Raw genomic sequence first — 24,415 nt, 5'->3', positions numbered from 1 at the left:
TGCAGATTCCACAATCATGACATAGCCACCTATAGGCACCAAGTTTTATGGCCCAGTTTTTCAAGCCCCAAAAGAAATCCACCCAGCCCCAACGTATTGAATTTACGGTAGACAGTCTGGATCACCACTGCGTCGGTATCGGCCGTCATCAGGGCAAGGCGATCTTCATCGAAGGGGCTCTGCCCGGCGAGCAGGTCAAGGCCCGCATCCTCGACGACAAGAAGCAGTATGCTCACGCCGCCTTGCAACAGGTAGTGACCCCGGCGGCCAATCGCATCGCCCCCTTCTGCAACCACTACCGCGAGTGCGGCGGCTGCAATGCCCAGCACCTCGGTGAAGCGGATCAGCAGGCTGCCAAAGAGGCCGGGCTGGTCAGCCTGTTCGAACGACTGGGGCAGATCAAGGCGCCAGTGCTGGAGCCCGTGCTGACAGGGGAGTCTCGCGCCTACCGCCGGGTCTGCCGGCTGGCCATCAAGTTTGACAAGAATGGCCGCTGTACCCGGGTCGGTTTTCGTCGCCGTCAGTCCAACGATCTGGTGGAGATTGAGGGTTGCCCCGTGCTGGCCGAGCCGCTCTCTGCCCTCATAGCACCGCTGCGCGAGTGCCTCAATCGCCTCAAGAGCCAGCGTGAACTGGGCCATGCGGAGCTTATCCAGGCAGAGCAGGGGATCATGATGCTGCTGCGTCACACCGGTCGTCCCAACGAGGCGGATCGCGCCCTGCTGGTGGCGTTTGCGAAGTCGCAGGGGATAGACCTCTATCTGCAGGCCGCTGATGAACGCATCGAGCCACTGCACCAAGTATTCCAGCCATCCTACTCACTGGATGGCCTGTCTCTTGCATTCGCTCCCGGTGACTTCATTCAGGTCAATGGCCCCATCAACCAGAGCATGGTGGCCCAGGCGCTCGCGTGGCTTGGGGCGAGCAAGGATGACAAGGTACTGGATCTGTTCTGCGGCATCGGCAACTTCACTCTGCCACTGGCCCGTCAGGCCCGTGAAGTGGTGGGAGTGGAAGGGGATCTGGCCATGGTGGCCCGCGCCGAGGAGAACGCCCGTCGCAACGGCATCGACAACGCCCGTTTCTACAAGGCGGACTTGAGCGGTGACATAGTCGGCATGTCCTGGGCGCGGGAAGGATTCGATCTGGTGCTGCTGGATCCGGCCCGCCCCGGTGCGCTGGAGGTGATGGGTCACGTCGTGAAACTTTCACCCAAGCGAGTGGTCTACGTTTCCTGTAACCCGGTCACCCTGGCCCGTGACAGTCAGGTGCTGGTGAAAGGGGGCTACCGACTGGTGCGCCTGGGGATGCTCGACATGTTCCCGCACACGGGGCATCTCGAGTCAATGGCGCTGTTTGAGCGGGGCTAAGCAGAGGATGTCCGGATGTTCCGTCGCTGCGGCCATCTGGACGCCATTGCGCTGTTTGAGCAGTAATGATTGAGGTAATCTAGACCCTCGTAAATCGGCAGGGCCTGTTGGAGAACTCTATTGTCTTTATTGACAATATGCCTTGAAAAGTTCTCCAGATATCTCCATTTGAGGCAGTCTCATAAGGTGAGGGGGAGGAAGCGGCAGCTTTCGGCCCAATAATTTAAAGGATTGATACCATGGTTGCGGTTCGCGATATTCATTTGAAAGACAACTTCACCCTGGAAGAGTGGGTCAGCTCGCTCAACCTGAGTGACAGTGACAAGGATCAACTGCGAACCGTCTATCAGTACTGTCTGACGCTCGGTGACGAGGCGATCACCAACCGTCTGCTGGTGCGTGGTGTCGAGATGGCGGGCATTCTGCTGATGCTCAGCATGGATCTCGGCACTCTCAAGGCCGCCATCATCTACCCCTTCGTCGAAGCCGGCCTCATCAGCCAGGAGCGGATGGACGAAGACTTCGGCCCCAAGATCGCCAAGCTGGTGGAAGGGGTGCTGGAGATGGAGGCCATCCGCTCCCTGCAGACTCTGCACCGCAGCGAAACCTCACCGGAGCAGGTCGACAATGTGCGCCGCATGTTGCTTGCCATGGTCGAGGATGTGCGCGCCGTTGTCATCAAGCTGGCGGAGCGGATCGCCTGTCTGCGGGAAGCGAAGAAGGCAGATGAAGAGACCCGGGTGCTGATGGCCCAGGAGATCACCAACATCTATGCCCCGCTTGCCAACCGGCTTGGCATTGGTCAGCTCAAATGGGAGCTGGAAGATCTCGCCTTCCGTTACCTGCACCCGGACACTTACAAGCAGATCGCCAAGCAGCTCGACGAGAAGCGGCTCGACCGTGAGCGCTACATCCGCGAGTTTGTGCAGTCCCTGCGCGACGGGCTCAAAGAGGCCGGTGTGGAGGCAGAAGTCTATGGCCGCCCGAAACACATCTACAGCATCTGGCGCAAGATGCAGAAGAAGCACCTCGAGTTCAATGAGCTGTTTGACGTGCGTGCCGTGCGGGTGGTGACCAAGCGGCTGCAGGATTGCTATGCGGCACTCGGTATCGTTCATACCCATTTCCACCATATTCCCCGCGAGTTTGACGACTATGTCGCCAACCCCAAACCCAATGGTTACCAGTCCATCCACACTGTCGTGGTGGGGCCAGAGGGCAAGACGGTGGAGATCCAGATCCGTACCGACCAGATGCATCAGGATGCCGAGCTCGGCGTTGCCGCGCATTGGCGTTACAAGGAAGGGGCTCAGGCTGCCAACAAAGCCAACAACTTTGAAGACAAGATCGAGTGGCTGCGCAAGCTGCTCGCCTGGCAGGAGGATCTCTCCGAGAGCGGATCCCTGCTCGAAGATCTGCGCAGTCAGGTATTCGAGGACAGGGTCTATGTGTTCACCCCGAAAGGGGATGTCATCGACCTGCCGGCGGGCGCCACCCCGCTCGATTTTGCCTATCACGTCCACAGCATGATCGGCCACCGCTGCATCGGTGCCAAGATTGACGGCCGCATAGTGCCGTTCACCTACGCGCTGCAGACAGGCGATCAGGTGGAGGTGATCACCCAGAAGGAGCCGAACCCGAGCCGCGACTGGATGAACCCCAACTCCGGCTTCCTGCGCTCCAGCCGGGCACGGGCCAAGGTGGCCACCTGGTTCAGGAAACTGGACAAGGACAAGAACATAGCCGCCGGCAAGGAACTGCTGGAAAAAGAGCTGGACAGACACAACCTGACCCTCTCCAAGGTCGACAAGGTGGTGCTGGAGCGTTTCCACGCCGAAGAGCTGGAAGACCTGTTGGCCGGCATTGGCAGCGGTGACATTCGCATCAACCAACTGCTCAACTACCTGGACACTCGTTACAACAAGCCGACGGCGGAGGAAGAAGATCGCCGGGTGCTGGAAAAACTGGAGCAGAAGGCCAATACCCCGTTCAGGCCCAAGCCCAAGGATCACATAGTGGTGGAAGGGGTCGGCAATCTGATGACCCACATAGCCCGTTGCTGCCAGCCCATTCCGGGCGACACCATACAGGGGTTCATCACCATGGGGCGGGGGGTGTCCATCCACCGGGATGATTGCGAGCAGCTCAAGGAGCTCTCCCGCCGCAACCCGGAGCGGTTGATCGATGCGGTGTGGGGAGAGAACTACTCAGGTGGCTATGGTCTTACCATCCGTATCCTCTCCAATGATCGCTCGGGTCTGCTGCGGGACATCACCACAGTGCTGGCCAACGAGAAGATCAACGTGATGGGGGTGCGTTCGCGCTCCAACGTGCGCGAGCAGACTGCCGAGATCGACATGGAGCTGGAGATCTACAACATCAACGCCTTCAACCGGGCCTTGGCCAAGTTGAGCCAGCTCAATGACGTGATCAGCGCCAAGCGCCTCTGATGGTGACCCGCCCGCAGCAGTGACCGACCTCAAGGTCGGTCACTGTTTTCCTCCTGATCACGCCCCCTGCAACCACGAATGGAAAGCTAACATCCCATGTCCCAACGTTACGATCTGCCCCAACTGCTCGATATCATGTCTCGTCTGCGTGACCCGCAAGGGGGTTGCCCCTGGGATCTCAAGCAGAGCTTCCAGAGCATAGTGCCCCACACCCTGGAAGAGGCCTATGAGGTAGCCGATGCCATCGCAACGCAGGATTGGCAGGGGTTGAAGGGGGAACTCGGCGATCTGCTGTTTCAGGTGGTCTTCTATGCCCAGCTTGGCAAGGAGCAGGGGCTGTTCGATTTCGCCGATATCGTCGATGCGGTGAGTGAGAAGCTCATTCGCCGTCATCCCCATGTGTTTTCCAATGCGGATCTTGGCGATGAGCAGGCGGTCAAGGTGAACTGGGAGGCGGAAAAAGCCAAAGAGCGGGCGGCACTCGATAAAGAGAGCGTGCTGGATGACATACCGCTCTCGCTGCCGGCCCTGACTCGCGCCGCCAAGATCCAGAAGCGCTGCGCCACCGTTGGCTTTGACTGGAAAACCCTGGGGCCTGTGGTGGACAAGATCCACGAAGAGATAGACGAAGTGATGGAAGAGGCGCTGATGGCCGACGTGGACGAGGGGCGGGTGAGCGATGAGCTTGGCGATCTCCTGTTTGCCACCGTCAATCTGGTGCGTCACTTGGGCAAGGATCCGGAGCAGGTGCTGCGGGGCGCCAACGCCAAGTTCGAGCGTCGCTTTCGGCAGGTTGAGCAATTTATCGCTGCGGAAGGCTTGAAAATGACCGATTGTTCGCTCGAAAAGCTGGACTCCGCCTGGGACAAGGCCAAGGAAACCGAACAAAGTTGATTTGGCGCAAGACGATGGCGCTGTGAGCCTGATAGATTTTTGTTCATTGTTTGGGAGTGGGGGTTTTGGTATACTGTTTCCCCGTCCTGCTTCATCCCCGAAGCACCCCTTAAAATTCCCTAAACTTCTTTCAGGTTCAGCATGACGACAAAATATATTTTTGTAACTGGTGGCGTTGTTTCATCCCTCGGCAAAGGCATTGCCGCAGCTTCTCTGGCAGCCATTCTGGAAGCCCGTGGTCTGGATGTGACCATCATGAAACTGGACCCCTATATCAACGTGGATCCGGGCACAATGAGCCCGACCCAGCACGGTGAAGTGTTCGTAACCGAGGACGGGGCCGAGACTGATCTGGATCTGGGCCACTACGAGCGTTTCATCCGCACCAAGATGACTCGCCGCAACAACTTTACCACTGGCCGCATCTACGCCGACGTGCTGCGTAAAGAGCGCCGTGGCGACTATCTGGGCGCCACTATTCAGGTCATCCCGCACATCACCAACGCCATCAAGGAGCGGGTGATTGCCGGTGCCGAAGGCCATCAGGTTGCCATCGTCGAAGTGGGCGGTACCGTGGGTGACATCGAGTCCCTGCCGTTCCTCGAAGCCATTCGTCAGCTTGCGGCTGAAGTGGGCCGCAACAGCGCCATGTTCATGCACCTGACCCTGGTTCCTTACCTGGCTGCTGCCGGTGAACTGAAGACCAAGCCGACCCAGCACTCCGTGAAAGAGTTGCTCTCCATCGGTATTCAGCCGGATGTGCTGATCTGCCGTTCCGATCGCACCATTCCGGCCAACGAGCGTGCCAAGATCGGTCTGTTCTGCAACGTGCCAGAGCGCGCCGTCATCTCCATGAAAGACGTCGACTCCATCTACAAGATCCCGGCACTGCTCAAGTCCCAGAATCTGGACTCCTACTTCACCGAGCGTTTCGGTCTGGAGTGCAAGGAGGCCGACTTGTCCGAGTGGGAACAGGTTGTCTTCGAAGAGGCCAACTCGACTGCGGAAGTGACCATCGGCATGGTCGGCAAGTATGTTTCTCTGCCGGATGCCTACAAGTCCGTCAACGAGGCGCTCAAGCACGGTGGCCTGAAGACTCGTCTCTCCGTCACCATCAAGTACATCGACTCTCAAGACATCGAGACCCGTGGCTTCGAGCTGCTGGAAGGCCTGGATGCGATCCTGGTACCGGGTGGTTTCGGTGAGCGTGGTGTGGAAGGCAAGATCCTGGCTGCCCAGTATGCTCGTGAGAACAAGATCCCTTATCTAGGTATCTGCCTCGGCATGCAGGTTGCTATGATCGAATTCGCGCGCAACGTCGCGGGCATGACAGGTGCTCACTCCTCTGAATTCAAGAAAGATTGCGCCTATCCGGTTGTCGGTCTCATCACTGAGTGGGTGGATGACGAAGGCAACGTCGAGACCCGTACCGAGAAGTCCGATCTGGGTGGCACCATGCGTCTGGGCTCCCAGCTCTGCCACCTGGTCGAGGATTCCAAGGTGCGTCAGATGTACGGCAGCACGACCATTTACGAGCGCCACCGTCACCGTTACGAAGTGAACAACAAGCTGCTGCCGCAGATTGAAGCGGCAGGTCTGAAAGTGACCGGTCTGTCCGCCGACAAGAAACTGGTGGAAATTATCGAGATCCCGGATCACCCCTGGTTTGTGGCGGCGCAGTTCCACCCGGAGTTCACCTCAACTCCCCGTGATGGCCACGCCCTGTTTGCCGGTTTTGTGAAGGCGGCAGGCGAGTATCAGAAGCGTAATCTGAAGTAATTGAAAATAAATGCGGTTGAGGCTCTGTGCCACAGCCGCTTTTTTTGGCATATTTTTGTTGTTTTTTTACGAAACCTGAGGAAATACACATGTCCAAGATCGTTAAAGTGATCGGTCGTGAAATCATCGACTCCCGTGGTAACCCGACCGTTGAGGCCGAAGTTCACCTGGAAGGTGGTTTTGTTGGTATGGCAGCTGCTCCGTCTGGCGCGTCTACCGGTTCCCGCGAAGCGCTGGAACTGCGTGACGGCGACAAGAGCCGTTTCCTGGGTAAAGGCGTGCTGAAAGCCCTCGAAGCCGTAAACGGCCCGATCGCTCAAGCTCTGCTGGGTAAAGATGCCAAGGACCAGGCTGCTATCGACCAGATCATGATCGACCTCGACGGCACCGAGAACAAATCCAAGTTTGGCGCTAACGCCATCCTTGCTGTTTCCCTGGCCAACGCCAAGGCCGCTGCTGCTGCCAAAGGCATGCCGCTGTATGCTCACATCGCCGAGCTGAACGGCACTGCGGGTGTTTACTCCATGCCGCTGCCGATGATGAACATCATCAATGGTGGTGAGCACGCCGACAACAACGTCGACATCCAGGAGTTCATGATCCAGCCGGTTGGCGCCAAGACCCTGAAAGAAGCCGTTCGCATGGGTGCTGAAGTGTTCCATAACCTGGCCAAAGTGCTGAAGTCCAAGGGCTACAACACTGCTGTTGGTGACGAAGGTGGTTTCGCTCCCAACCTGAAATCCAACGCCGAAGCGCTGGAAGTGATCGCAGAAGCCGTTGCTGCTGCTGGCTATGTACTGGGTAAAGACATCACCCTGGCCATGGACTGCGCTGCTTCCGAGTTCTACGACGCCGAGAAGAAAGAGTACAACCTGAAAGGCGAAGGTCGTATCTTCACCTCCAACGAGTTCTCTGACTACCTGGCTGACCTGACCACCAAGTTCCCGATCGTCTCCATCGAAGATGGCCTGGACGAATCTGACTGGGACGGTTTCGCTTACCAGACCAAAGAGCTGGGCAAAAAGATCCAGATCGTGGGTGACGACCTGTTCGTAACCAACACCAAGATCCTGAAGCGCGGCATCGACAACGGCATCGCCAACTCCATCCTGATCAAGTTCAACCAGATCGGTTCCCTGACCGAAACTCTGGCTGCCATCAAGATGGCCAAAGACGCTGGTTACACTGCCGTCATCTCCCACCGTTCCGGTGAGACCGAAGACGCGACCATCGCCGACCTGGCTGTGGGTACCGCTGCTGGCCAGATCAAGACCGGTTCCATGAGCCGTTCTGACCGTGTTGCCAAGTACAACCAGCTGATCCGTATCGAAGAAGCTCTGGGTGCCAAAGCTCCTTTCAACGGTCTGAAAGAAGTGAAAGGCCAGGCTTAATTCCAGCCTGCCCTTAATCTGCTCAAAGCCCCGCCAATCTGGCGGGGCTTTTTCGTATCTGGCTCAGCCGCTTGCGGTTTCTGCATTTTTTATTCCGGCCCAACCCATACGGGGCACAGGCTTCCTTTTGTCTTGCCTGCGAATATGGGAAACTAGGCCGCTTGAAGGAGACTCAGTGCATGCGGCTACTCACTCTTATCCTGCTCTTCCTGTTGGGAGGGCTTCAATACGACCTCTGGCTGGGGAAGAATGGCCTGTCCGATTATCACGAATTGTCTGATGCCATCTCCCGGCAGCAGCAGGATAATCTGGTACTCAAGGATCGTAATAACCTGATTTATCGCGAGATTGATGATTTAACCTCGGGCCTTGAGGCCATCGAGGAGTTGTCGCGCAACGATCTTGGCTACATCAAGCAGGGCGAGACCTTCTACCGGATTATCCCCAAGGATAAAGATCAGGAGACGGCGCCGGACGATGAGCCCTACGATGACTGATGCGAAAGTCACTGGCTTGATCGCTATCGTCCCGGCCGCTGGCATCGGCAGCCGGATGGGGGCCGATTGTCCCAAGCAGTACCTGCACCTGGCGGGCAAGACCATTCTCGAACATACCCTGGAGCGGCTGCTCTCTCACCCGGCGATAGCGCAGGTGATAGTGGCGCTGGCGCCTCATGATCGCTGGTTCGAAACCCTGCCCGTGGCGGCCGACTCGCGTATCCTGCGGGTAGAGGGGGGCGCCGAGCGCGCCTTTTCCGTTCTCAATGCGTTACATGTGGCCGGGGGTGAGTGGGTGCTGGTTCACGATGCAGCCCGTCCCTGTCTGACCCATGGCGATCTCGATGCCCTGATCGCCGCCGCCATCCAGTGTGGGGGCGCCATTCTCGGCAGCCGGGTGCGCGATACCATGAAGCGCTCTGATGCTGCAGGCAACATCATTGGTACCGTCGATCGCGAGCAGCTCTGGCATGCGCTGACGCCGCAGATGTTCCCCGCTCGCACCCTGAAGCGAGCGCTGGAGGAGGGACTGGCTCTGGGGGCCACCATCACCGACGAGGCCTCTGCCATGGAGCGTGCCGGTTTCACGGTGCGTATGGTGGAAGGGCGCGCTGACAATATCAAGGTAACCCGGCCTGAGGATCTCTCTCTGGCTGGGCTGTTTTTAAGCCAGCAGACATAAGCCGTTTTTGCGACGGATGTGTCCACTGGCGATGAAAGTGACTTAAAGGAGCAGGCATGATCCGGATTGGACGTGGTTTTGACGTGCACAAAATTGACGAGGTAGGTCCCTGTATGTTGAGAGGACGCCAAGCATGATGCGAATTGGTCATGGTTTTGATGTACACAAGTTTGGTGGCGTGGGGCCTTGCATGCTGGGCGGGGTTGCTGTGCCGTACGAGCAAGGACTGCTTGCTCACTCCGACGGTGACGTGGTGCTGCACGCTGTGAGCGATGCCTTGCTGGGCGCCATCGGCGCCGGTGACATAGGCCGCCACTTTCCAGATACCGCTGCGCAATTCAAGGGGATCGACAGTCGGATCCTGCTGCGGGACGTTTTTGCCCGGGTAAAAACCGCGGGTTATGCCATCGGCAATCTGGATGTGACCATCATAGCCCAGGCCCCCAAGATGGCGCCCCATATCGACGCCATGTGCGCCGTGCTGGCCGCCGACCTGCAATGTGATTTGAACCGGGTGAATGTCAAGGCGACTACCACAGAACAACTCGGCTTTACGGGGCGCAAGGAAGGGATCGCCACCGAAGCCGTCGTCCTACTGGTGAAACAATAATGTTGGAACAGCTCAGTTATTTGCATGGTGTGCCTGCCGCCAAGGGCATTCTCAAGGCCGAGGCCCGCGATTTTGTGGTGGTTGAAGATCTGGGCTTCGAGCCTTGTGGTGAAGGTGAGCACATCTTCGTCCGGGTTCGCAAAACCGGCGAGAACACTGCCTGGGTTGCGGGCCTGCTGGCCGATGCAGCCGGGGTTAACCGCAATGCGGTGACGTGGGCTGGCCTCAAAGATCGCCACGCTGTGACCGAGCAGTGGTTCGGCATCCACTTGCCGGGCAAAGCCGAGCCGGACTTGTCGGTGGTCGAGAGCGACAGCATCCAGATCCTGCAAGCCAGGCGCCACAACCGCAAATTGCGGATCGGCTACCTCAAGGGCAACCATTTCACCCTGCGCCTCACCGGTCTGGCGCAGGCCGACGGGCTGGAGGCCCGCCTGCAAGCCATCGCCACTCAAGGGGTGCCCAATTACTATGGCGAGCAGCGTTTCGGCCGGGGGGGCAACAACCTGGAAGCGGCCAAGACGATGTTTGCCGGCAAGCGGATCAAGGATCGCAACAAGCGCTCCCTCTATCTCTCCGCCGCCCGCAGCATGCTGTTCAATGCCATCGTCAGTGCCCGTATCGAGCAGGGGTTGGCCCATCAGCTGCTGGCCGGCGACTGCGTGATGCTCAAAGGCAGCCACTCCATCTTCAGTGAAGAGGTGCTGACCCCTGAGCTGGCTGCTCGGCTGGCTTCCGGTGACGTGCAGCTGACCGCCCCCCAGTGGGGACGCGGCCGTCTGGCAAGCCAGGGGGCAGCCGCCGAGTTTGAGCAGGCGGTGCTGGCTCCTTATGCCGAGTGGTGTGACGGGCTGGAAAAAGCCGGACTGGATCAGGATCGCCGCCCGCTGCTGCTCAAGCCGGAGCAGATGAGCTGGCAGCTGGACGGCGAGGTGTTGACCTTGTCCTTCTTCCTGCCGGCCGGCGCCTTTGCGACCAGCGTGGTACGCGAATTAATGCAGGCCGAAGAGGCCGATCATGGTTTCAGGAATCAGTCCGATGCGAATTCTGGTCAGTAATGACGATGGTGTGCATGCCGAGGGTATTCGCGCGCTCAGCGATGCACTGAGGGCGTGTGGCGAGGTTACTGTGGTGGCGCCGGATCGCAATCGCAGCGGCGCGAGTCACTCCCTGACGCTGGAAGTACCGCTGCGGGTCTCCCGTATCAGCGAAAACGGTTACTATGCGGTGAAGGGCACCCCGACCGACTGTGTGCATCTGGCGGTCAACGAACTGGTGCGCCCCGAGCCGGACATGGTCGTTGCAGGCATCAATCATGGCGCCAACCTGGGAGATGATGTCATCTACTCAGGCACGGTCGCGGCGGCGACCGAAGGACGCCATCTCGGTTTCCCCTCCCTTGCTATCTCACTGGTAGGACGGACCCACTTCGCCACGGCGGCCCATTATGCAGCCCAACTGGTGAGGGGGGTGATGGTGCATCCGCTGCCTGCCGATCAGATCCTCAATGTGAACGTGCCCGACCTGCCCCTTGATCAGGTAAAGGGGATCAAGGTGACACGCCTTGGCAATCGACATCGGGCGGAGTCGGTGATCTGTACTGAGGATCCCCGTGGTCAGCCGATCTACTGGATTGGTCCCCCCGGCAACCAGCAAGATGCGGGAGAAGGCACGGATTTCGCCGCCATCGAGCAGGGCTATGTCTCGATCACCCCCCTGACCATCGATATGACTGCATACAGCAGTCTGGCGGGTCTGGGGGCTTGGTTAGACCTGCAGGGATGAAGGTGTGATAGTACAGCGCCTGTTGAACCAGCTGATCGCACAGGACATTCGTGATTTCCGCGTACTCGCGGCGATTGCGAAAGTGCCGCGCCAGCTGTTTGTGGATGAAGCCATGGCCCACAAGGCATGGGATAACACGGCGTTGCCCATCGGCAATGGTCAGACCATCTCCCAGCCTTACATGGTGGCGCGGATGACCGAGCTGCTGATCCAGAATGATCCGGCCCACGTGCTGGAGATTGGTACTGGTTCCGGTTACCAGACCGCCGTGCTGGCACATCTGGTGGAGCACGTCTATACGGTGGAGCGGATCAAGTCGCTGCAGTTCCAGGCTCGGCGCCGACTGCGCCAGCTTGATCTGCACAACGTCTCGGCCAAGCACGGCAACGGCTGGCTGGGGTGGCCCAATAAAGGGCCGTTCGATGCAATCCTGGTGACGGCCGCGGCCAGTGAAGTGCCTACTGCTCTCACCGATCAACTGGCCGATGGTGGCCGTCTGGTACTGCCGGTGGGTGATAGTCATCAGACCTTGCAACTGATCGAACGGGCTGGTTCCCAGCTGACCAGCCGGATCCTGGAGCCTGTGCGCTTTGTTCCCCTAATTGATGGAGATGTTGAGTGAAGCTGTTTTCTCGTCTGTATGTACTGGTGATGCAGTGGGCTCGTCACAGGTATGCCCCTTATTATCTGGCGATCACTGCTTTCATCGAGTCGGTGTTCTGGCCTATTCCGGTTGACGTCATGCTGGCACCCATGGCGCTGGCCAAGCCGCACAAGGCGTGGCACTACGCTACCCTGGCGACGATCTTCTCCGTATTGGGGGCAGTGTTCGGCTATGCGCTCGGCTATGCCCTGTGGGAGCCGCTGGTGCAGCCGTTGGTGGTCTCTGTGGGGTATGAAGGCAAGATTGCCCTGGCACAGCAGTGGTTCGAGCAGTGGGGCATCTGGGTGATTTTTATTGCCAGCTTCACGCCAATCCCCTACAAGGTGTTTACCGTCACGGCGGGCTTGCTGCATATGGCACTGTTGCCCTTCATTGTGACCTCGTTGATCGGCCGTGGCATGCGCTTCTTCCTGGTGGCAGGCCTGATGCGCTGGGGCGGTGAGAAAATGGAGCGCAAGCTGATGCACTATGTGGATGTGCTGGGTTGGCTCTGTATTGGTTTGGCCGTTGCGGCCTATTTCTGGTTTAGTCGTTAAGGATCCACTATGCGTTCGCGTGTCTGGCAAGGAAGCAGTATCGTCGTGTTGTCATGGCTGCTGCTCGCTTGCTCTTCCAGCAAGACTGCTGCTCCGGTACAGGGATTGGGCAATGATCGCCTTGTCTCCACCATACCGGCTCGTCATGGGGCGGCCCAACCTGCTATTCAGGGCAACAGCTACACGGTGAAAAAAGGGGATACCCTCTACTCCATCGCCTTCAATTCGGGTAACGATGTGCCATCACTGGCCAGCCTCAACGGTATCAGCCCTCCCTATAACATCTACCCGGGACAGCAACTCAGGCTCGATGCATCCGGTAGCAATACCCTGACTGCCAATCGCAGCGCCAGCACCTATCAAGTGCGTCGTGGCGACACGTTAAGCAGTATTGGCCGTCAGTTTGGCATGTCGAATCAAACACTTGCACAGCGCAACAACCTGCAGGCACCCTATGGGCTCCATGTTGGTCAGGTGCTGAACGTACAGTCTGCCGCTATGGGCGGTGGCCAGATGGTTGCCGTGACGCGTCCTGTCACACCGCAAAGTAGCGGCCCCAAACCGCTTGCAATGGCACCATCAGGTACGACCACACCATTTATCAAACAGAAAACGATTGCTCAGCCATCTTCAAAAGAATACGCTCAGATAAGAGAACAAAAAAACAACAATAAACCTCAGTCGAGACTTTCTTGGCACTGGCCGACGCAAGGCCGGATAGTTGAGGGTTTCTCCGTTGCAGAACAGGGAAACAAAGGCATAGATATCGCTGGCCAGAAGGGGCAACCCGTCTACGCAGCGAGTGGCGGAAAAGTCGTCTATGCGGGTAGCGCACTAAGGGGTTATGGCAAGCTGATCATCCTCAAGCATGATGATGACTACCTCTCGGCTTATGCTCACAACGACGAGTTGCGAGTGAAGGAAGGGGATAGCGTCAAAGGCGGAGCGGTCATTGCCAACATGGGTAGCACGGACGCGCCGGATGTGCGTTTGCACTTTGAAATCCGGTATCGAGGCAAGTCGATAAACCCGATGAGCTATTTGCCAAAGCGTTAACCCCAGAGAGTTAAGTCTTACTCTGGTTCAGGTCAGGGAGACACACCATGAGCCAAGAACAACTGGTTATGCAGGATGCCGAGTTAGAGTTCGACGAAGAGCTGGAGACCCGTGAGGAGGAAGAGGTTCAGGAAGTAGCCGCTGAAGTTGAAGAGACTATTTCCGATGAACTGATGGCTCCGGAAGTCAACAAGGTGATGGATGCTACCCAGCTCTATTTGGGGGAGATTGGCTTCTCCCCCTTGCTCACCGCCGAAGAAGAAGTCTATTACGCTCGTCGTGCGTTGCGAGGCGACAAAGCCGCCCGCAAGCGCATGATTGAGTCCAACCTGAGATTGGTGGTCAAGATCGCCCGTCGCTACAACAACCGCGGCCTGGTGCTGCTGGATCTCATCGAAGAGGGCAACCTTGGCCTCATCCGCGCGGTAGAGAAATTCGACCCGGAACGCGGCTTTCGTTTTTCCACCTATGCCACCTGGTGGATCCGCCAGACCATAGAGCGCGCCATCATGAACCAGACCCGCACCATCCGTCTGCCCATCCATGTGGTCAAAGAGCTGAACGTTTATCTGCGTACTGCTCGTGAACTCTCCCATCGTCTCGATCATGAACCGACAGCAGAGGACATCGCTTTTGCACTGGATCGCTCGGTAGACGACGTAAATCGTATGCTCAAGCTCAACGAGAAGATCACCTCGGTGGATACCCCTATCGGTGGCGATCGTGACAAGGCGCTGCTGGATGTGCTCTCTGACGAACGTGGCATGGGGCCCGAGCTGGAGTCGCAGGATGACGACATGCGTGCCAGCATAGTGCACTGGCTGGAGGAGCTTAATCCCAAGCAGCGCGAGGTACTGGCACGTCGTTTCGGTCTGCTCGGTTATGAACCGGCCACGCTGGAAGATGTAGGATCCGAGATAGGCTTGACTCGGGAGCGGGTACGCCAGATCCAGGTGGAAGGACTGCGTCGCCTGCGGGAGATCCTGCTGGGGCAGGGGCTCTCCATCGAGGCACTGTTTCGTACCAATTAGTTAGTACCAAGGCAGTCTGATACTGCTGATAGAAATGAAGAAGGGGCCATGGGCCCCTTCTTCTATTGCAACTGGATCCGCAGGATCACACCGGATCCAGAGTGTCCAGTGGCCAGCGTGGCACTGCTTTGACCGCCAGCGGCTCGAACACCCCTGCCTTCAGGCGCTGCATGCCGGCATAGGCGATCATGGCGCCGTTATCGGTGCAATATTCGGTGCGTGGATAGAACACCTCACCCTTGAGGCTCTCCATCAGCTCGGCCAGCTGGGCACGCAGGTGACGGTTGGCACTGACGCCACCGGCCACCACCAGCCGTTTTAGGCCAGTCTCTTTCAGCGCGCGGCGGCACTTGATGGCCAGGGTATCGACCACCGCATCTTCAAACGCACGGGCGATATCGGCACGGGTCTGCTCATCATCACCGTTGGCAGCTATGGTGTTGGCGGCAAAGGTCTTGAGACCGGAAAAGCTCATGTCGAGCCCCGGGCGGTCAGTCATGGGGCGGGGGAAGTGGAAACGTCCGGTGATGCCCTTTTCTGCCAACCTGGAAAGCAGTGGGCCACCCGGGTAGTCCAGTCCCATCAGCTTGGCAGTCTTGTCGAACGCCTCGCCGGCGGCATCATCGATGGACTCGCCCAGCAGCTGATAGCTGCCGATACCGTCAACCCGCACCAGCATGGAGTGACCACCGGAGACCAGCAGTGCCACGAAGGGGAACTCGGGCGCTCTCTCTTCCAGCATGGGAGCCAGCAGGTGGCCTTCCATATGATGTACGGCGATGGCCGGTTTGTTCCACGCCATGGCCAGCGAGCGGCCTATGGTGGCCCCCACCAGAATGGCGCCAACCAGACCCGGCCCTGCTGTATACGCGATGCCGTCGATGTCATCTTTACCCAGTCCCGCCTCTTGCAATGCGGCCTGGATCAAGGGGATCGTCTTGCGAACGTGATCCCGGCTGGCGAGCTCGGGGACAACGCCACCGTAGTCCGCATGCAGCTTGACCTGGCTGTACAACTGATGGGAAAGGATCCCTTTTTGATCGTCGAAGATCGCGATCCCGGTTTCGTCACAGGATGTCTCTATGCCCAATACACGCATTGCTAAAAAATTTCACTGCTAAAATGAGACGGCTATGGTAACCTTCGCGGGTTTTTTAAACCAGAGCGATCTCTGCGGGTTTACTTTCATTCCCTGTCCAGAGTATAATTTCGCACCATTTTAAGACATGCTGATCGACTGATGGTCAGCTAACAATATATCACTGAGGTGAAAGGCACATGCCAGTAATCAAAGTCCGTGAAAATGAGCCGTTTGACGTTGCTCTGCGTCGCTTCAAGCGTTCTTGCGAAAAGGCCGGTATCCTGTCTGAAGTTCGTAGCCGTGAGTTCTACGAGAAGCCGACTACCATTCGTAAGCGCGCCAAAGCGTCTGCTGTAAAGCGTCACGCCAAGAAGCTGTCTCGCGAAAACGCACGTCGTATCCGCCTGTACTAATCGGGAGATAATGCCGTGTCTCTGAAGGATCAACTCAAGGATCAACAAAAACTTGCCATGCTTGCCAGAGATAAGGCTCGCTTGGGGGCGATCCGTTTGTTGATGGCAGAAATCAAGCAACGTGAAGTTGATTCCCGTATCGAGCTCAATGATGAGGATATCCTCGCTGTCGTGACCAAAATGGTCAAACAGCGCCGCGATTCCATCAGCCAATTTGAAGCTGCCGGTCGCCAGGATCTCGCCGACAAAGAGTCCGCCGAGATCGTTGTGCTGCAGGAATTCCTGCCACAACAGCTGACCGCAGACGAAATTGCCGCACTGATTGAGCAAGCCATCACTGAAAGTGGTGCTGCCGTCATGGCTGATATGGGCAAGGTCATGGCTGTCTTGAAGCCGAAAATTCAGGGGCGTGCCGATGTCGGCGCCGTCAGTGCTCAGGTGAAAACCCGCTTGGCGTAACAGGCAACTCTCTTGTTTGGTCGAAGAAGCCGTGCTTCCCTAGGAATGCGCGGCTTTTTTATTTTCTACGCAGTGAAACAGGACGGTTATGGCAGGCAGGATCCCACAATCCTTTATCGATGATCTGCTCGTACGCACAGACATAGTCGAGCTGATCGACTCGCGAGTGCGGCTGAAAAAAGCCGGTAAGAACTACCAGGCTTGCTGCCCTTTTCATAACGAAAAAAGCCCTTCTTTTACCGTCAGCCAGGAAAAACAGTTCTATCACTGTTTCGGTTGTGGTGCCCACGGCAATGCCATCGGTTTTGTCATGGAGTACGACGGTCTCGAATTTCCCGATGCAATCGAAGAGCTCGCCAGCATGCAGGGCATGCAGGTACCTCGCGAGCAGAGCATGGGTGGCTCCGCCAGTTCCCAACCCGCCGTCAGCAAGGATCTCTATGAGCTGATGAGCCAGATCGCCCGCTTCTATGAAAGTAACCTGAAGAGTGCCCCCCAGGCGGTGGAATACTTGAAGGGGCGCGGGCTGACCGGGGAAGTGGTCAAGCGTTTCAATATTGGTTATGCCCCTGCAGATTGGGATCAGGTGAGACGCCGTTTTGGCGCCAGCCGCGATCACGAGCAGTTGCTCATCTCGGGTGGCATGTTGATCACTCGTGACAGCGGTGCCGGCAGCTATGATCGCTTCCGCGATCGCATCATGTTCCCGATCCGTGACAAGCGCGGCCGAGTCATAGGTTTCGGTGGCCGGGTGCTGGGTGATGGCACGCCCAAGTACCTGAACTCGCCGGAAACCCCGATCTTTCACAAGGGGCGGGAGCTGTTCGGTCTCTACGAAGTGAAACAGGCACACAAAGATCCGCGCCGGATCCTGGTAGTCGAAGGCTACATGGATGTGGTGGCGCTTGGTCAATACGACATCGACTATGCCGTTGCTGCCTTGGGAACCGCCACCACAACTGACCATATCCACACCCTGTTTCGCACCACGGCAGAGGTGGTTTGCTGCTACGACGGTGACAATGCCGGTCGTGAAGCGGCCTGGCGAGCGCTGGATAATGCACTGCCCCATCTGCAGGATGGACGTGAACTCAAGTTCGTGTTCCTGCCCGATGGAGAAGATCCGGATTCGCTGGTGCGTCAGATTGGCAAGGAAGGTTTTGAGGCCTTGCTGGATCAAGCTCAACCCTTCGCCGACTTCATGTTCGAGCGTCTGGGGCGGGATGCGGCCCTCTCCGGTGAGGCGGGCAAGTTCGAGGTGGCCAACAAGGCAGCCGAGCTTATTCGCCGCGTACCGGAAGGGTTTACCCGCGAAGGGTTGATCACCCGCCTCTCCAGCATGATGCGCTGGGGGGAGAATAAACAACGTATTGCCGAATTGTTCGCCCGCAATAGCCAGCCGAAGGCAGAACTCACCAAACCCAAAGCTGCCAAGCTGACGCCGTTGCGCCGAGCACTGGCGCTGATGGTGCAGTATCCGTCGGTCACCGCCGAACTGCCGGCCATGCCTGAGCTGGCTGGATTGCGGGTACAAGGCATCAAGTTTCTGCTGCAGCTGCATCAGCAGATCTTGGCGCAATCCGGCATTACTACCGGTATCTTGCTGGAACACTGGCGTGGCACCAAAGAAGGCGAGATCCTGGCCCAGCTGGCAATGCACGACTTGTTTGAAGAGGTAAAGCTCGACCAGGAGCCGGATATTCTGGGAGAATTGCAGGATACCTTCGTCGGCTTTATCAACCAGTTTCTGAAGCAACGAATTGAAGAATTGCAGGCCAAGGTGGCTCAGGAAGGGCTAAGCTCTGAGGAAACACAGGAGCTGATGATGCTGATCAGAGAAGTACAGATTGAGAAAAGAAATGAGAGTGGGGCTTGATAATTGAGTGATTAGTCCCAATATAAATAGCGTTGCCCGAATCGACGGGATTAAAAGCAAACACTTTATGACCGCCTGGCCCCGACAATACTGCGGGCAGGGGTTTCTCACGACCGACGCCGCAACCAGACATAGCATGTCTGGCGGTTTTCTATTAGAATTGGCTATTTGCGCAGCAGCGCACTGTACGCGCAACCTAGCATCACCAACCGGATGAGTTCTATGGAGCAAACCCCGCAGTCTCAGCTTAAACTCCTCGTTGCCAAAGGTAAAGAACAGGGCTACCTGACCTATGCCGAGGTGAACGATCACCTCCCGCAAGACATTGTCGACTCTGACCAGATCGAAGACATCATCCAGATGATCAACGACATGGGTATTCAGGTGGTTGAAAACGCCCCGGATGCCGATGACCTTATCATGGCTGAAGGTGGTACCGCCGATGAGGACGCTGCCGAAGCAGCTGCCCAGGCACTGGCATCTGTTGAATCTGAGATTGGTCGAACGACCGATCCCGTCCGCATGTACATGCGGGAAATGGGTACCGTCGAACTGTTGACCCGCGAAGGCGAAATCGACATCGCCAAGCGGATAGAAGACGGTATCAACCAGGTACAAAGCTCCGTTGCAGAGTACCCGGAAGCGATTACCTATCTGCTCGAGCAGTATGATAAATACGAAGCCGAACAGCTGCGTCTGTCCGACATCATCTCAGGTTTTATCGATCCCAACGAGGCCGATGATGTAGCACCGACTGCTACCCATATCGGTTCCGAACTCGGCGAAGACGATCTGGCCGACGAAGACGAAGACGAAGACGAAGATGAAGACGACGATGGTGACAGCTCGGATGACGAAGGTGACGGTGGCCCTGATCCGGAAGTTGCTCGCGAGAAGTTTGGTGATCTGCGTGCCCAGTATGAGGTAACTCGCCTCTCCATTCAGAAGAATGGCCGTGCTCACGAAGATACCCAGGCTGCGATTGCCCAGCTGGCCGATGTGTTCCGTCAATTCCGCCTGATGCCCAAGCAGTTCGATCGCCTGGTCAACAACATGCGCGAAATGATGGAGCGTGTCCGCGTGCAGGAACGCATCATCATGAAACTCTGCGTTGAGCAGGCCAAAATGCCGAAGAAAACCTTCGTTGCGGCCTTCACCAACAATGAGTGTGAAACTGCCTGGTTTGAATACCAGAAACAGGCCGGCAAGGCTTGGTCTCCACGTCTGCTTGAGATGGACGAAGAAGTACTGCGTTCCATCGGCAAACTGCAGCAGATTGAAGAAGAGACGGGGCTGTCCATCGCCCAGATCAAAGATATCAACCGTCGCATGAGCATTGGTGAGGCCAAGGCCCGCCGTGCGAAGAAAGAGATGGTTGAGGCCAACTTGCGTCTGGTTATCTCTATCGCCAAGAAGTACACCAACCGTGGTCTGCAGTTCCTGGATCTGATCCAGGAAGGCAACATAGGTTTGATGAAAGCGGTAGACAAGTTTGAATACCGTCGCGGCTACAAGTTCTCGACCTATGCCACTTGGTGGATCCGTCAGGCCATTACCCGCTCCATCGCGGATCAGGCCCGTACCATCCGTATCCCGGTGCACATGATCGAGACCATCAACAAGCTCAACCGTATCTCCCGTCAGATGCTGCAGGAGATGGGTCGTGAACCGAATCCGGAAGAGCTGGCCATGCGCATGGGCATGCCGGAAGACAAGATCCGCAAGGTACTGAAAATTGCCAAAGAGCCCATCTCCATGGAGACGCCCATTGGTGATGATGAAGATTCCCACCTGGGCGACTTCATCGAAGATAATACGCTTGCTTTGCCAGCTGACGCTGCGACCAGCGAGAGTCTGCGCAACGCTACCCGCGAAGTGCTGGCCGGTCTGACCGCACGCGAAGCCAAGGTGCTGCGGATGCGTTTCGGGATCGACATGAACACTGACCACACCCTTGAGGAAGTGGGCAAACAGTTCGACGTTACCCGCGAGCGTATTCGCCAGATCGAAGCCAAGGCGCTGCGCAAACTGCGTCATCCGAGCCGCTCGGAAGTGCTGCGCAGCTTCCTGGACGAATAGTCCATAGGTATCTGCCCGAGTTGCCGTCTCAAAAGCCCCGCCATGCGGGGCTTTGTTTTATGCGGGTTTGACGAAGAGACCGGGGGAACAGACATATTGATAGCCGAGTGGACAAAATGTCGCCAAGTGATTGATCTGCCTATGGACTGACTAGCAGACATCCCCTATAATCCACGCCGCAAACCAACATTCTGGCCCCTTAGCTCAGTTGGTTAGAGCAGTCGACTCATAATCGATTGGTCGCCCGTTCAAGTCGGGCAGGGGCCACCAATTCCAGAGGGTTGGCGAGTTAGTACTCGCCAACCCTCTTTTCGTTAGGATACCTATAGGATATTTCAGCCTGTAGAGCATCCACTCTAAAAAAGCTCTCATCCCTCCTAAAAAATTTTCCCCCTCATGTAGAAAAAAAGCTCCGGCCCCCTTCAAAGAGACACCATTGAGGCTGGCTGCAGGTTCTCTTTCACATGACCAAGCATTTTCCTTTTTATCTCTATATGTAGAAAAAACCGGGGTTACACGGGTTACGAGGTTACAACTCAGCTCTAGCCCAATACTGGCGCGGCTTTGCGCTGTAACCTCTATCGTGGCCTGAAAAGCTGATAGAGGTTACACATTGTGGAAACGGTGTGAGGTTACAAGCCCCTAGCCCTTGTCTGGCTTGGGCTAGAGCCATTTTCGTCCACGGTGTAACCTGTAACCCCGAGAGGTTACAAAACTCCCCATGAACCAGTTATTTCTATCTTGATTAAATGTGGATTCATATCAAACCCTTTCACTTGATAGTGTGTAACCATGGGGTTTGATACTGAATGAACTCATGGTGGTGTAACGATGATTAGACTTTTTTTAGCCATGTTTATGGCGCTCTCTCTATCGGCGTGTGCGTCTCTCCCTGAAGACATCCCCTGCAATGCTGAGCCTGCACATTACGACTCCAACGGCATGTTTGTACCAACCGCCTATGCCTGTCCTGAAGCGAGTCCTCGAGCAACCTATGCTCTCAATGAATGCTCATGGGTAAATGGATATCTCAGAAAAGATGGGACTTACGTCATTGGCCATACGAGATGTAAATACAATCTCGCCCCACCAGGGTACAGCAGCAGTTCTTACAGCGGTTTGGGTAGCGGATACAGCAAGAGCCCATGTGTAACGTCTTACTGTGGCCCTGTGAAAGTTAAAGGCTACTACCGCAAGAATGGGACTTACGTTCGTCCCCACACCAGGAGCTATCCAAAGAAATGGCGGTAGTTTCCTACTGTGCTAAAAGTCCTTGGTAGTCATGCCATGCTCACCCATGAAGAATTGCAAACGTGCAGTTCTTCATGCAGTCCGTTTTTATCCAACCTTATGTTTATTAAGGGAAAATATCACCAACGTCGACGATTGAAGGATTGCACACTACAAGTGAAATCGCCACGGAAAGTATGATTTTTATATAAATATCAGATAGTTACGTTTTTTGTATAGTCCCAAAATGGGGCGTGTTTTTTCCAAAAGCTGAAATTCCTTTCACTTCTTGAAATTCCATCCTGGCACCTAAACCCCAAGCACGGCGCGCCCTAGAGCTAGGAAACTGCGGTAATCCAGTTTTGCAAAAAATTTTCTTGGCGCGGCCCGCAGGCGGGAGCGGATGAGCGCGGATTCCGTGACGCAGCCCTGTCCGTGGCTCTTTTTTGCTTGTGTGGGTGTAGGTATGCTCTGGGTTTACCTGTGGGGCTTCTGAGTATCCCTACAAGGTGCTGTTGATGATACTGTCCTTGCTGCTTGGCACGTTCAAGCAGTCTTGTTTTTCAAACCCTAGGCCTTTGCAAAATGGATGATACACACAGCACGTAGGCGGGAGCGGAAGAGCGCAGATTCCGTGATGCAGCTCTGTCTGTGAGATCTTTTCCATATCTAAAGCTGGATGCGGATATGCAAATGCTCTGTGCTTTCTTCGCGCCTATGGATAAGAGGCTCTACATATTAGATTGAGTTTAAGAGGTGGGATTGGCCAGTTTGTAAAACGGCACCTAGTCGGTGCCGTTTTATGTTTAATTGTCAGTATTTTCTTTTAGTCTTTTTAGAGCGCTTGCCTTCGCTTTTTTTGCATCGGCTCTTGCTTGGATTTTTTGTTTAAAAGATGCAATTTCTTTTATACCATTCCAAGCCCAGAAAACAGAATATAAAGAGAACCCCGTAAGTGCTCCGGAAAAAATAATTGTCTTTCTGAAATAAATTTGATTGTCAGATGAAAATACATAAAAAGTAAAAAATACAACGGCTATAGATAATAAAATAATAGCCATGACGAGTTTTGCTCGAAATAGTTTAATATCTATGATGTTGTTTAATCGGCGAACCTCATCTCTGTTTAATCCATTCTTGGCGTTGCCAATTTCTTTCAAATCAGAGAGTTTTATTATAGAGCTTGTTAATATAGTGATGGGTACAAGCAATATTGATGATATTGCATATGGGGGTGATGATGGCAGTTGTTGAGCCAACTGCAGAAGCCCATAGGTTACTCCTCCCCCCAAGAGAGAGTAGAGAGCGAACCATATGGAGCCCATTAAATGCGCCCCTCACTGACATGATGCATTTTCCCCATTTACTTTACCTCTATCAGTTCCACCTCGATCTCTGTATCTATTTTACTCATAATCCATGCATGCATTTGTCGATAGAGATCATTTTCATCCACTAACCCATTGAATGTCTGGACATTTATGCTCCCAGAGAGTTTTAGGTCTTCTCCTCTTAGTGTACCACCACCTAGCAGCTCTATGCGAACATCGCTATCTTCCATATGTCGCAGAGATGTCGCAAGGTTATCAAGCATTTTTTGGCCACTGGCTGTTGTCTTGCGCAAGTATGATATTTCAAGGCTAACCTTGAGGTTAGCGTCATCCAGGGCATCTTCTAGGCTTACCTTCTCGAATATCCCTGCATTCATCAGTGCTCTAACAACATCAACACCAATACCTTTAGGAACCCATTTTATATTTTTGGGTTGAAATGTTGTTTTTTCAATAAGAGCACCCTCAGATTTTTCATCTGGAGCTCTTTCTTTTAGCTCTTCGTAAGTACCAACCGGTGCCCCTAACTTCACCGTTTTAACAGGTTGAGCCTCTATTTTTTTAATCGTTTCCGCTGTAGGTTTATCTTTGAGAATTAACACGCTCTCTGCGCTGATAGATTTACAGCATGTACCAAGGAACCAAGAAAGGTGTGTTTCTAGCTCTCTAACTCGTAGTGATGCTGATTGCAATACAACAACATGATTATCGAAAACACCAAAATATAAAATTGAATTTATAAATTCCTTTTGTATTTTTTGAGCTATCTCACTTTCTTTTGCATCTTTAATATCATCTGAAGACATTGGTTCAATATCATAAGACTCACTACTCTCATCTAACTTTATATACGTTTGGCTTTTTCCTGGTTCCCAAAGAACAAGTTGTCCAAAAAATATTCCGTTAAATTTTTGTTTTCTGTTGATTAAACGGCAATAGTCAGAGTCTGAATTTATATACTCTTTCCTTTTTGTGGCATTAAAAACATCACTTTCTTTTTCTAGTAATGCAGCTTCTAGTAATTCTTGCAATGATGAGCTGGTATGACTTATTACAGCTCTTTTATAATGAATCGTTTTGTTCTTTTTTTCCTTTGCCATATCTGCTGAACCTACAATGAAGTGAAGTTTGTCAATAATGCAGCAGAGTGCCAAGAAGAGCCAAATAGGTCAATCGTTAATCGTCTCCGTTTGTGACTGCT

General features: G+C 55.2%; 21 protein-coding genes and 1 tRNA gene. 19 read left to right on the top strand and 3 right to left on the bottom strand.

The genetic code is table 11. From position 1 onward, the window contains the following. Positions 1-47: 47 nt before the first annotated feature. The 14 genes from rlmD to rpoS all read left to right on the top strand — a co-directional run bounded on the left by rlmD (position 48) and on the right by rpoS (position 14,745). Positions 48-1,370: a 23S rRNA (uracil(1939)-C(5))-methyltransferase RlmD gene (gene rlmD, locus GWQ27_RS09240; protein ID WP_058406572.1), complete on the top strand. Its 1,323-nt coding sequence runs from the start codon at positions 48-50 to the stop codon at positions 1,368-1,370. Between the two features lie 239 nt (positions 1,371-1,609). After that, a complete protein-coding gene (gene relA / locus GWQ27_RS09235) occupies positions 1,610-3,820 on the top strand; it encodes a GTP diphosphokinase (protein ID WP_021139204.1) in 2,211 nt (736 codons plus the stop codon). A gap of 96 nt (positions 3,821-3,916) precedes the next feature. Then, entirely contained in the window at positions 3,917-4,714 is a 798-nt protein-coding gene (mazG, locus tag GWQ27_RS09230) for a nucleoside triphosphate pyrophosphohydrolase (protein WP_275907192.1), read from the top strand. A gap of 141 nt (positions 4,715-4,855) precedes the next feature. Continuing rightward, positions 4,856-6,493 (top strand): CTP synthase (glutamine hydrolyzing), encoded by a 1,638-nt coding sequence (gene pyrG, locus GWQ27_RS09225; RefSeq protein WP_275907191.1) that lies wholly within the window; start codon positions 4,856-4,858, stop codon positions 6,491-6,493. An 89-nt stretch (positions 6,494-6,582) separates the two neighbouring features. Then, positions 6,583-7,884 (top strand): phosphopyruvate hydratase, encoded by a 1,302-nt coding sequence (eno, locus tag GWQ27_RS09220; protein WP_005318874.1) that lies wholly within the window; start codon positions 6,583-6,585, stop codon positions 7,882-7,884. A 179-nt stretch (positions 7,885-8,063) separates the two neighbouring features. Then, entirely contained in the window at positions 8,064-8,381 is a 318-nt protein-coding gene (ftsB, locus tag GWQ27_RS09215) for a cell division protein FtsB (RefSeq protein WP_005318876.1), read from the top strand. Next, positions 8,374-9,063, top strand: coding sequence for a 2-C-methyl-D-erythritol 4-phosphate cytidylyltransferase (gene ispD / locus GWQ27_RS09210; protein ID WP_275907190.1), 690 nt, complete (start codon positions 8,374-8,376; stop codon positions 9,061-9,063). The genes ftsB and ispD overlap by 8 nt, the downstream gene beginning before the upstream one ends. A 133-nt stretch (positions 9,064-9,196) precedes the next feature. Next, positions 9,197-9,673, top strand: a complete 477-nt coding sequence (gene ispF, locus GWQ27_RS09205; protein ID WP_005318882.1) for a 2-C-methyl-D-erythritol 2,4-cyclodiphosphate synthase — start codon at positions 9,197-9,199, stop codon at positions 9,671-9,673. Next, on the top strand, positions 9,673-10,731 hold the full coding sequence (gene truD, locus GWQ27_RS09200; protein WP_275907189.1) for a tRNA pseudouridine(13) synthase TruD: 1,059 nt from the start codon (positions 9,673-9,675) through the stop codon (positions 10,729-10,731). The genes ispF and truD overlap by 1 nt, the downstream gene beginning before the upstream one ends. Continuing rightward, positions 10,712-11,458, top strand: coding sequence for a 5'/3'-nucleotidase SurE (surE, locus tag GWQ27_RS09195; protein WP_021139209.1), 747 nt, complete (start codon positions 10,712-10,714; stop codon positions 11,456-11,458). Before truD ends, surE begins: the two co-directional genes overlap by 20 nt. A 4-nt stretch (positions 11,459-11,462) precedes the next feature. Further along, positions 11,463-12,080 carry a protein-L-isoaspartate(D-aspartate) O-methyltransferase gene (locus GWQ27_RS09190; RefSeq protein ID WP_005318888.1) on the top strand — a complete coding sequence of 206 codons (618 nt, stop codon included), beginning with the start codon at positions 11,463-11,465 and terminating at the stop codon, positions 12,078-12,080. Continuing rightward, complete coding sequence (locus GWQ27_RS09185) at positions 12,077-12,658, top strand: YqaA family protein (RefSeq protein WP_021139210.1); 582 nt, start codon at positions 12,077-12,079, stop codon at positions 12,656-12,658. The genes GWQ27_RS09190 and GWQ27_RS09185 overlap by 4 nt, the downstream gene beginning before the upstream one ends. 9 nt (positions 12,659-12,667) lie before the next feature. Further along, positions 12,668-13,714 carry a LysM peptidoglycan-binding domain-containing protein gene (locus GWQ27_RS09180; protein ID WP_058395211.1) on the top strand — a complete coding sequence of 349 codons (1,047 nt, stop codon included), beginning with the start codon at positions 12,668-12,670 and terminating at the stop codon, positions 13,712-13,714. Positions 13,715-13,761: 47 nt separating this feature from the next. Next, positions 13,762-14,745, top strand: a complete 984-nt coding sequence (gene rpoS, locus GWQ27_RS09175; protein WP_017411567.1) for an RNA polymerase sigma factor RpoS — start codon at positions 13,762-13,764, stop codon at positions 14,743-14,745. A gap of 85 nt (positions 14,746-14,830) precedes the next feature. Here rpoS and tsaD read toward each other — a convergent pair whose 3' ends face one another. Further along, the gene (gene tsaD, locus GWQ27_RS09170) at positions 14,831-15,844 is read right to left on the bottom strand and encodes a tRNA (adenosine(37)-N6)-threonylcarbamoyltransferase complex transferase subunit TsaD (RefSeq protein ID WP_275907188.1); all 1,014 of its coding nucleotides are present in this window, start codon (positions 15,842-15,844) and stop codon (positions 14,831-14,833) included. 179 nt (positions 15,845-16,023) lie between these two features. Between tsaD and rpsU the strand changes: the two genes are divergently transcribed. The 5 genes from rpsU (at position 16,024) to GWQ27_RS09145 (ending at position 20,923) form a co-directional block, all read left to right on the top strand. After that, positions 16,024-16,239 carry a 30S ribosomal protein S21 gene (gene rpsU, locus GWQ27_RS09165; RefSeq protein WP_005309452.1) on the top strand — a complete coding sequence of 72 codons (216 nt, stop codon included), beginning with the start codon at positions 16,024-16,026 and terminating at the stop codon, positions 16,237-16,239. A 15-nt stretch (positions 16,240-16,254) separates the two neighbouring features. Continuing rightward, complete coding sequence (locus tag GWQ27_RS09160) at positions 16,255-16,698, top strand: GatB/YqeY domain-containing protein (protein WP_021139213.1); 444 nt, start codon at positions 16,255-16,257, stop codon at positions 16,696-16,698. A gap of 88 nt (positions 16,699-16,786) precedes the next feature. Next, on the top strand, positions 16,787-18,574 hold the full coding sequence (gene dnaG, locus GWQ27_RS09155) for a DNA primase (RefSeq protein ID WP_275907187.1): 1,788 nt from the start codon (positions 16,787-16,789) through the stop codon (positions 18,572-18,574). 213 nt (positions 18,575-18,787) lie between these two features. Beyond that, positions 18,788-20,653, top strand: coding sequence for an RNA polymerase sigma factor RpoD (gene rpoD, locus GWQ27_RS09150; protein ID WP_081100716.1), 1,866 nt, complete (start codon positions 18,788-18,790; stop codon positions 20,651-20,653). Between the two features lie 193 nt (positions 20,654-20,846). Beyond that, positions 20,847-20,923 (top strand) — tRNA-Ile (locus GWQ27_RS09145). Positions 20,924-22,689: 1,766 nt separating this feature from the next. Here GWQ27_RS09145 and GWQ27_RS09140 read toward each other — a convergent pair. Beyond that, positions 22,690-23,142 (bottom strand): hypothetical protein, encoded by a 453-nt coding sequence (locus tag GWQ27_RS09140; RefSeq protein ID WP_275907186.1) that lies wholly within the window; start codon positions 23,140-23,142, stop codon positions 22,690-22,692. Between the two features lie 104 nt (positions 23,143-23,246). Further along, positions 23,247-24,314 carry a hypothetical protein gene (locus tag GWQ27_RS09135; RefSeq protein ID WP_275907185.1) on the bottom strand — a complete coding sequence of 356 codons (1,068 nt, stop codon included), beginning with the start codon at positions 24,312-24,314 and terminating at the stop codon, positions 23,247-23,249. Between the last annotated feature and the right edge of the window lie 101 nt (positions 24,315-24,415).

It is taken from the genome of Aeromonas sp. 5HA1, assembly GCF_029237245.1.
Lineage (GTDB): Bacteria > Pseudomonadota > Gammaproteobacteria > Enterobacterales > Aeromonadaceae > Aeromonas > Aeromonas salmonicida.
The sequence above is the reverse complement of the archived record's forward strand: the minus strand, read 5'-3'. Positions and strand labels throughout refer to the sequence as shown.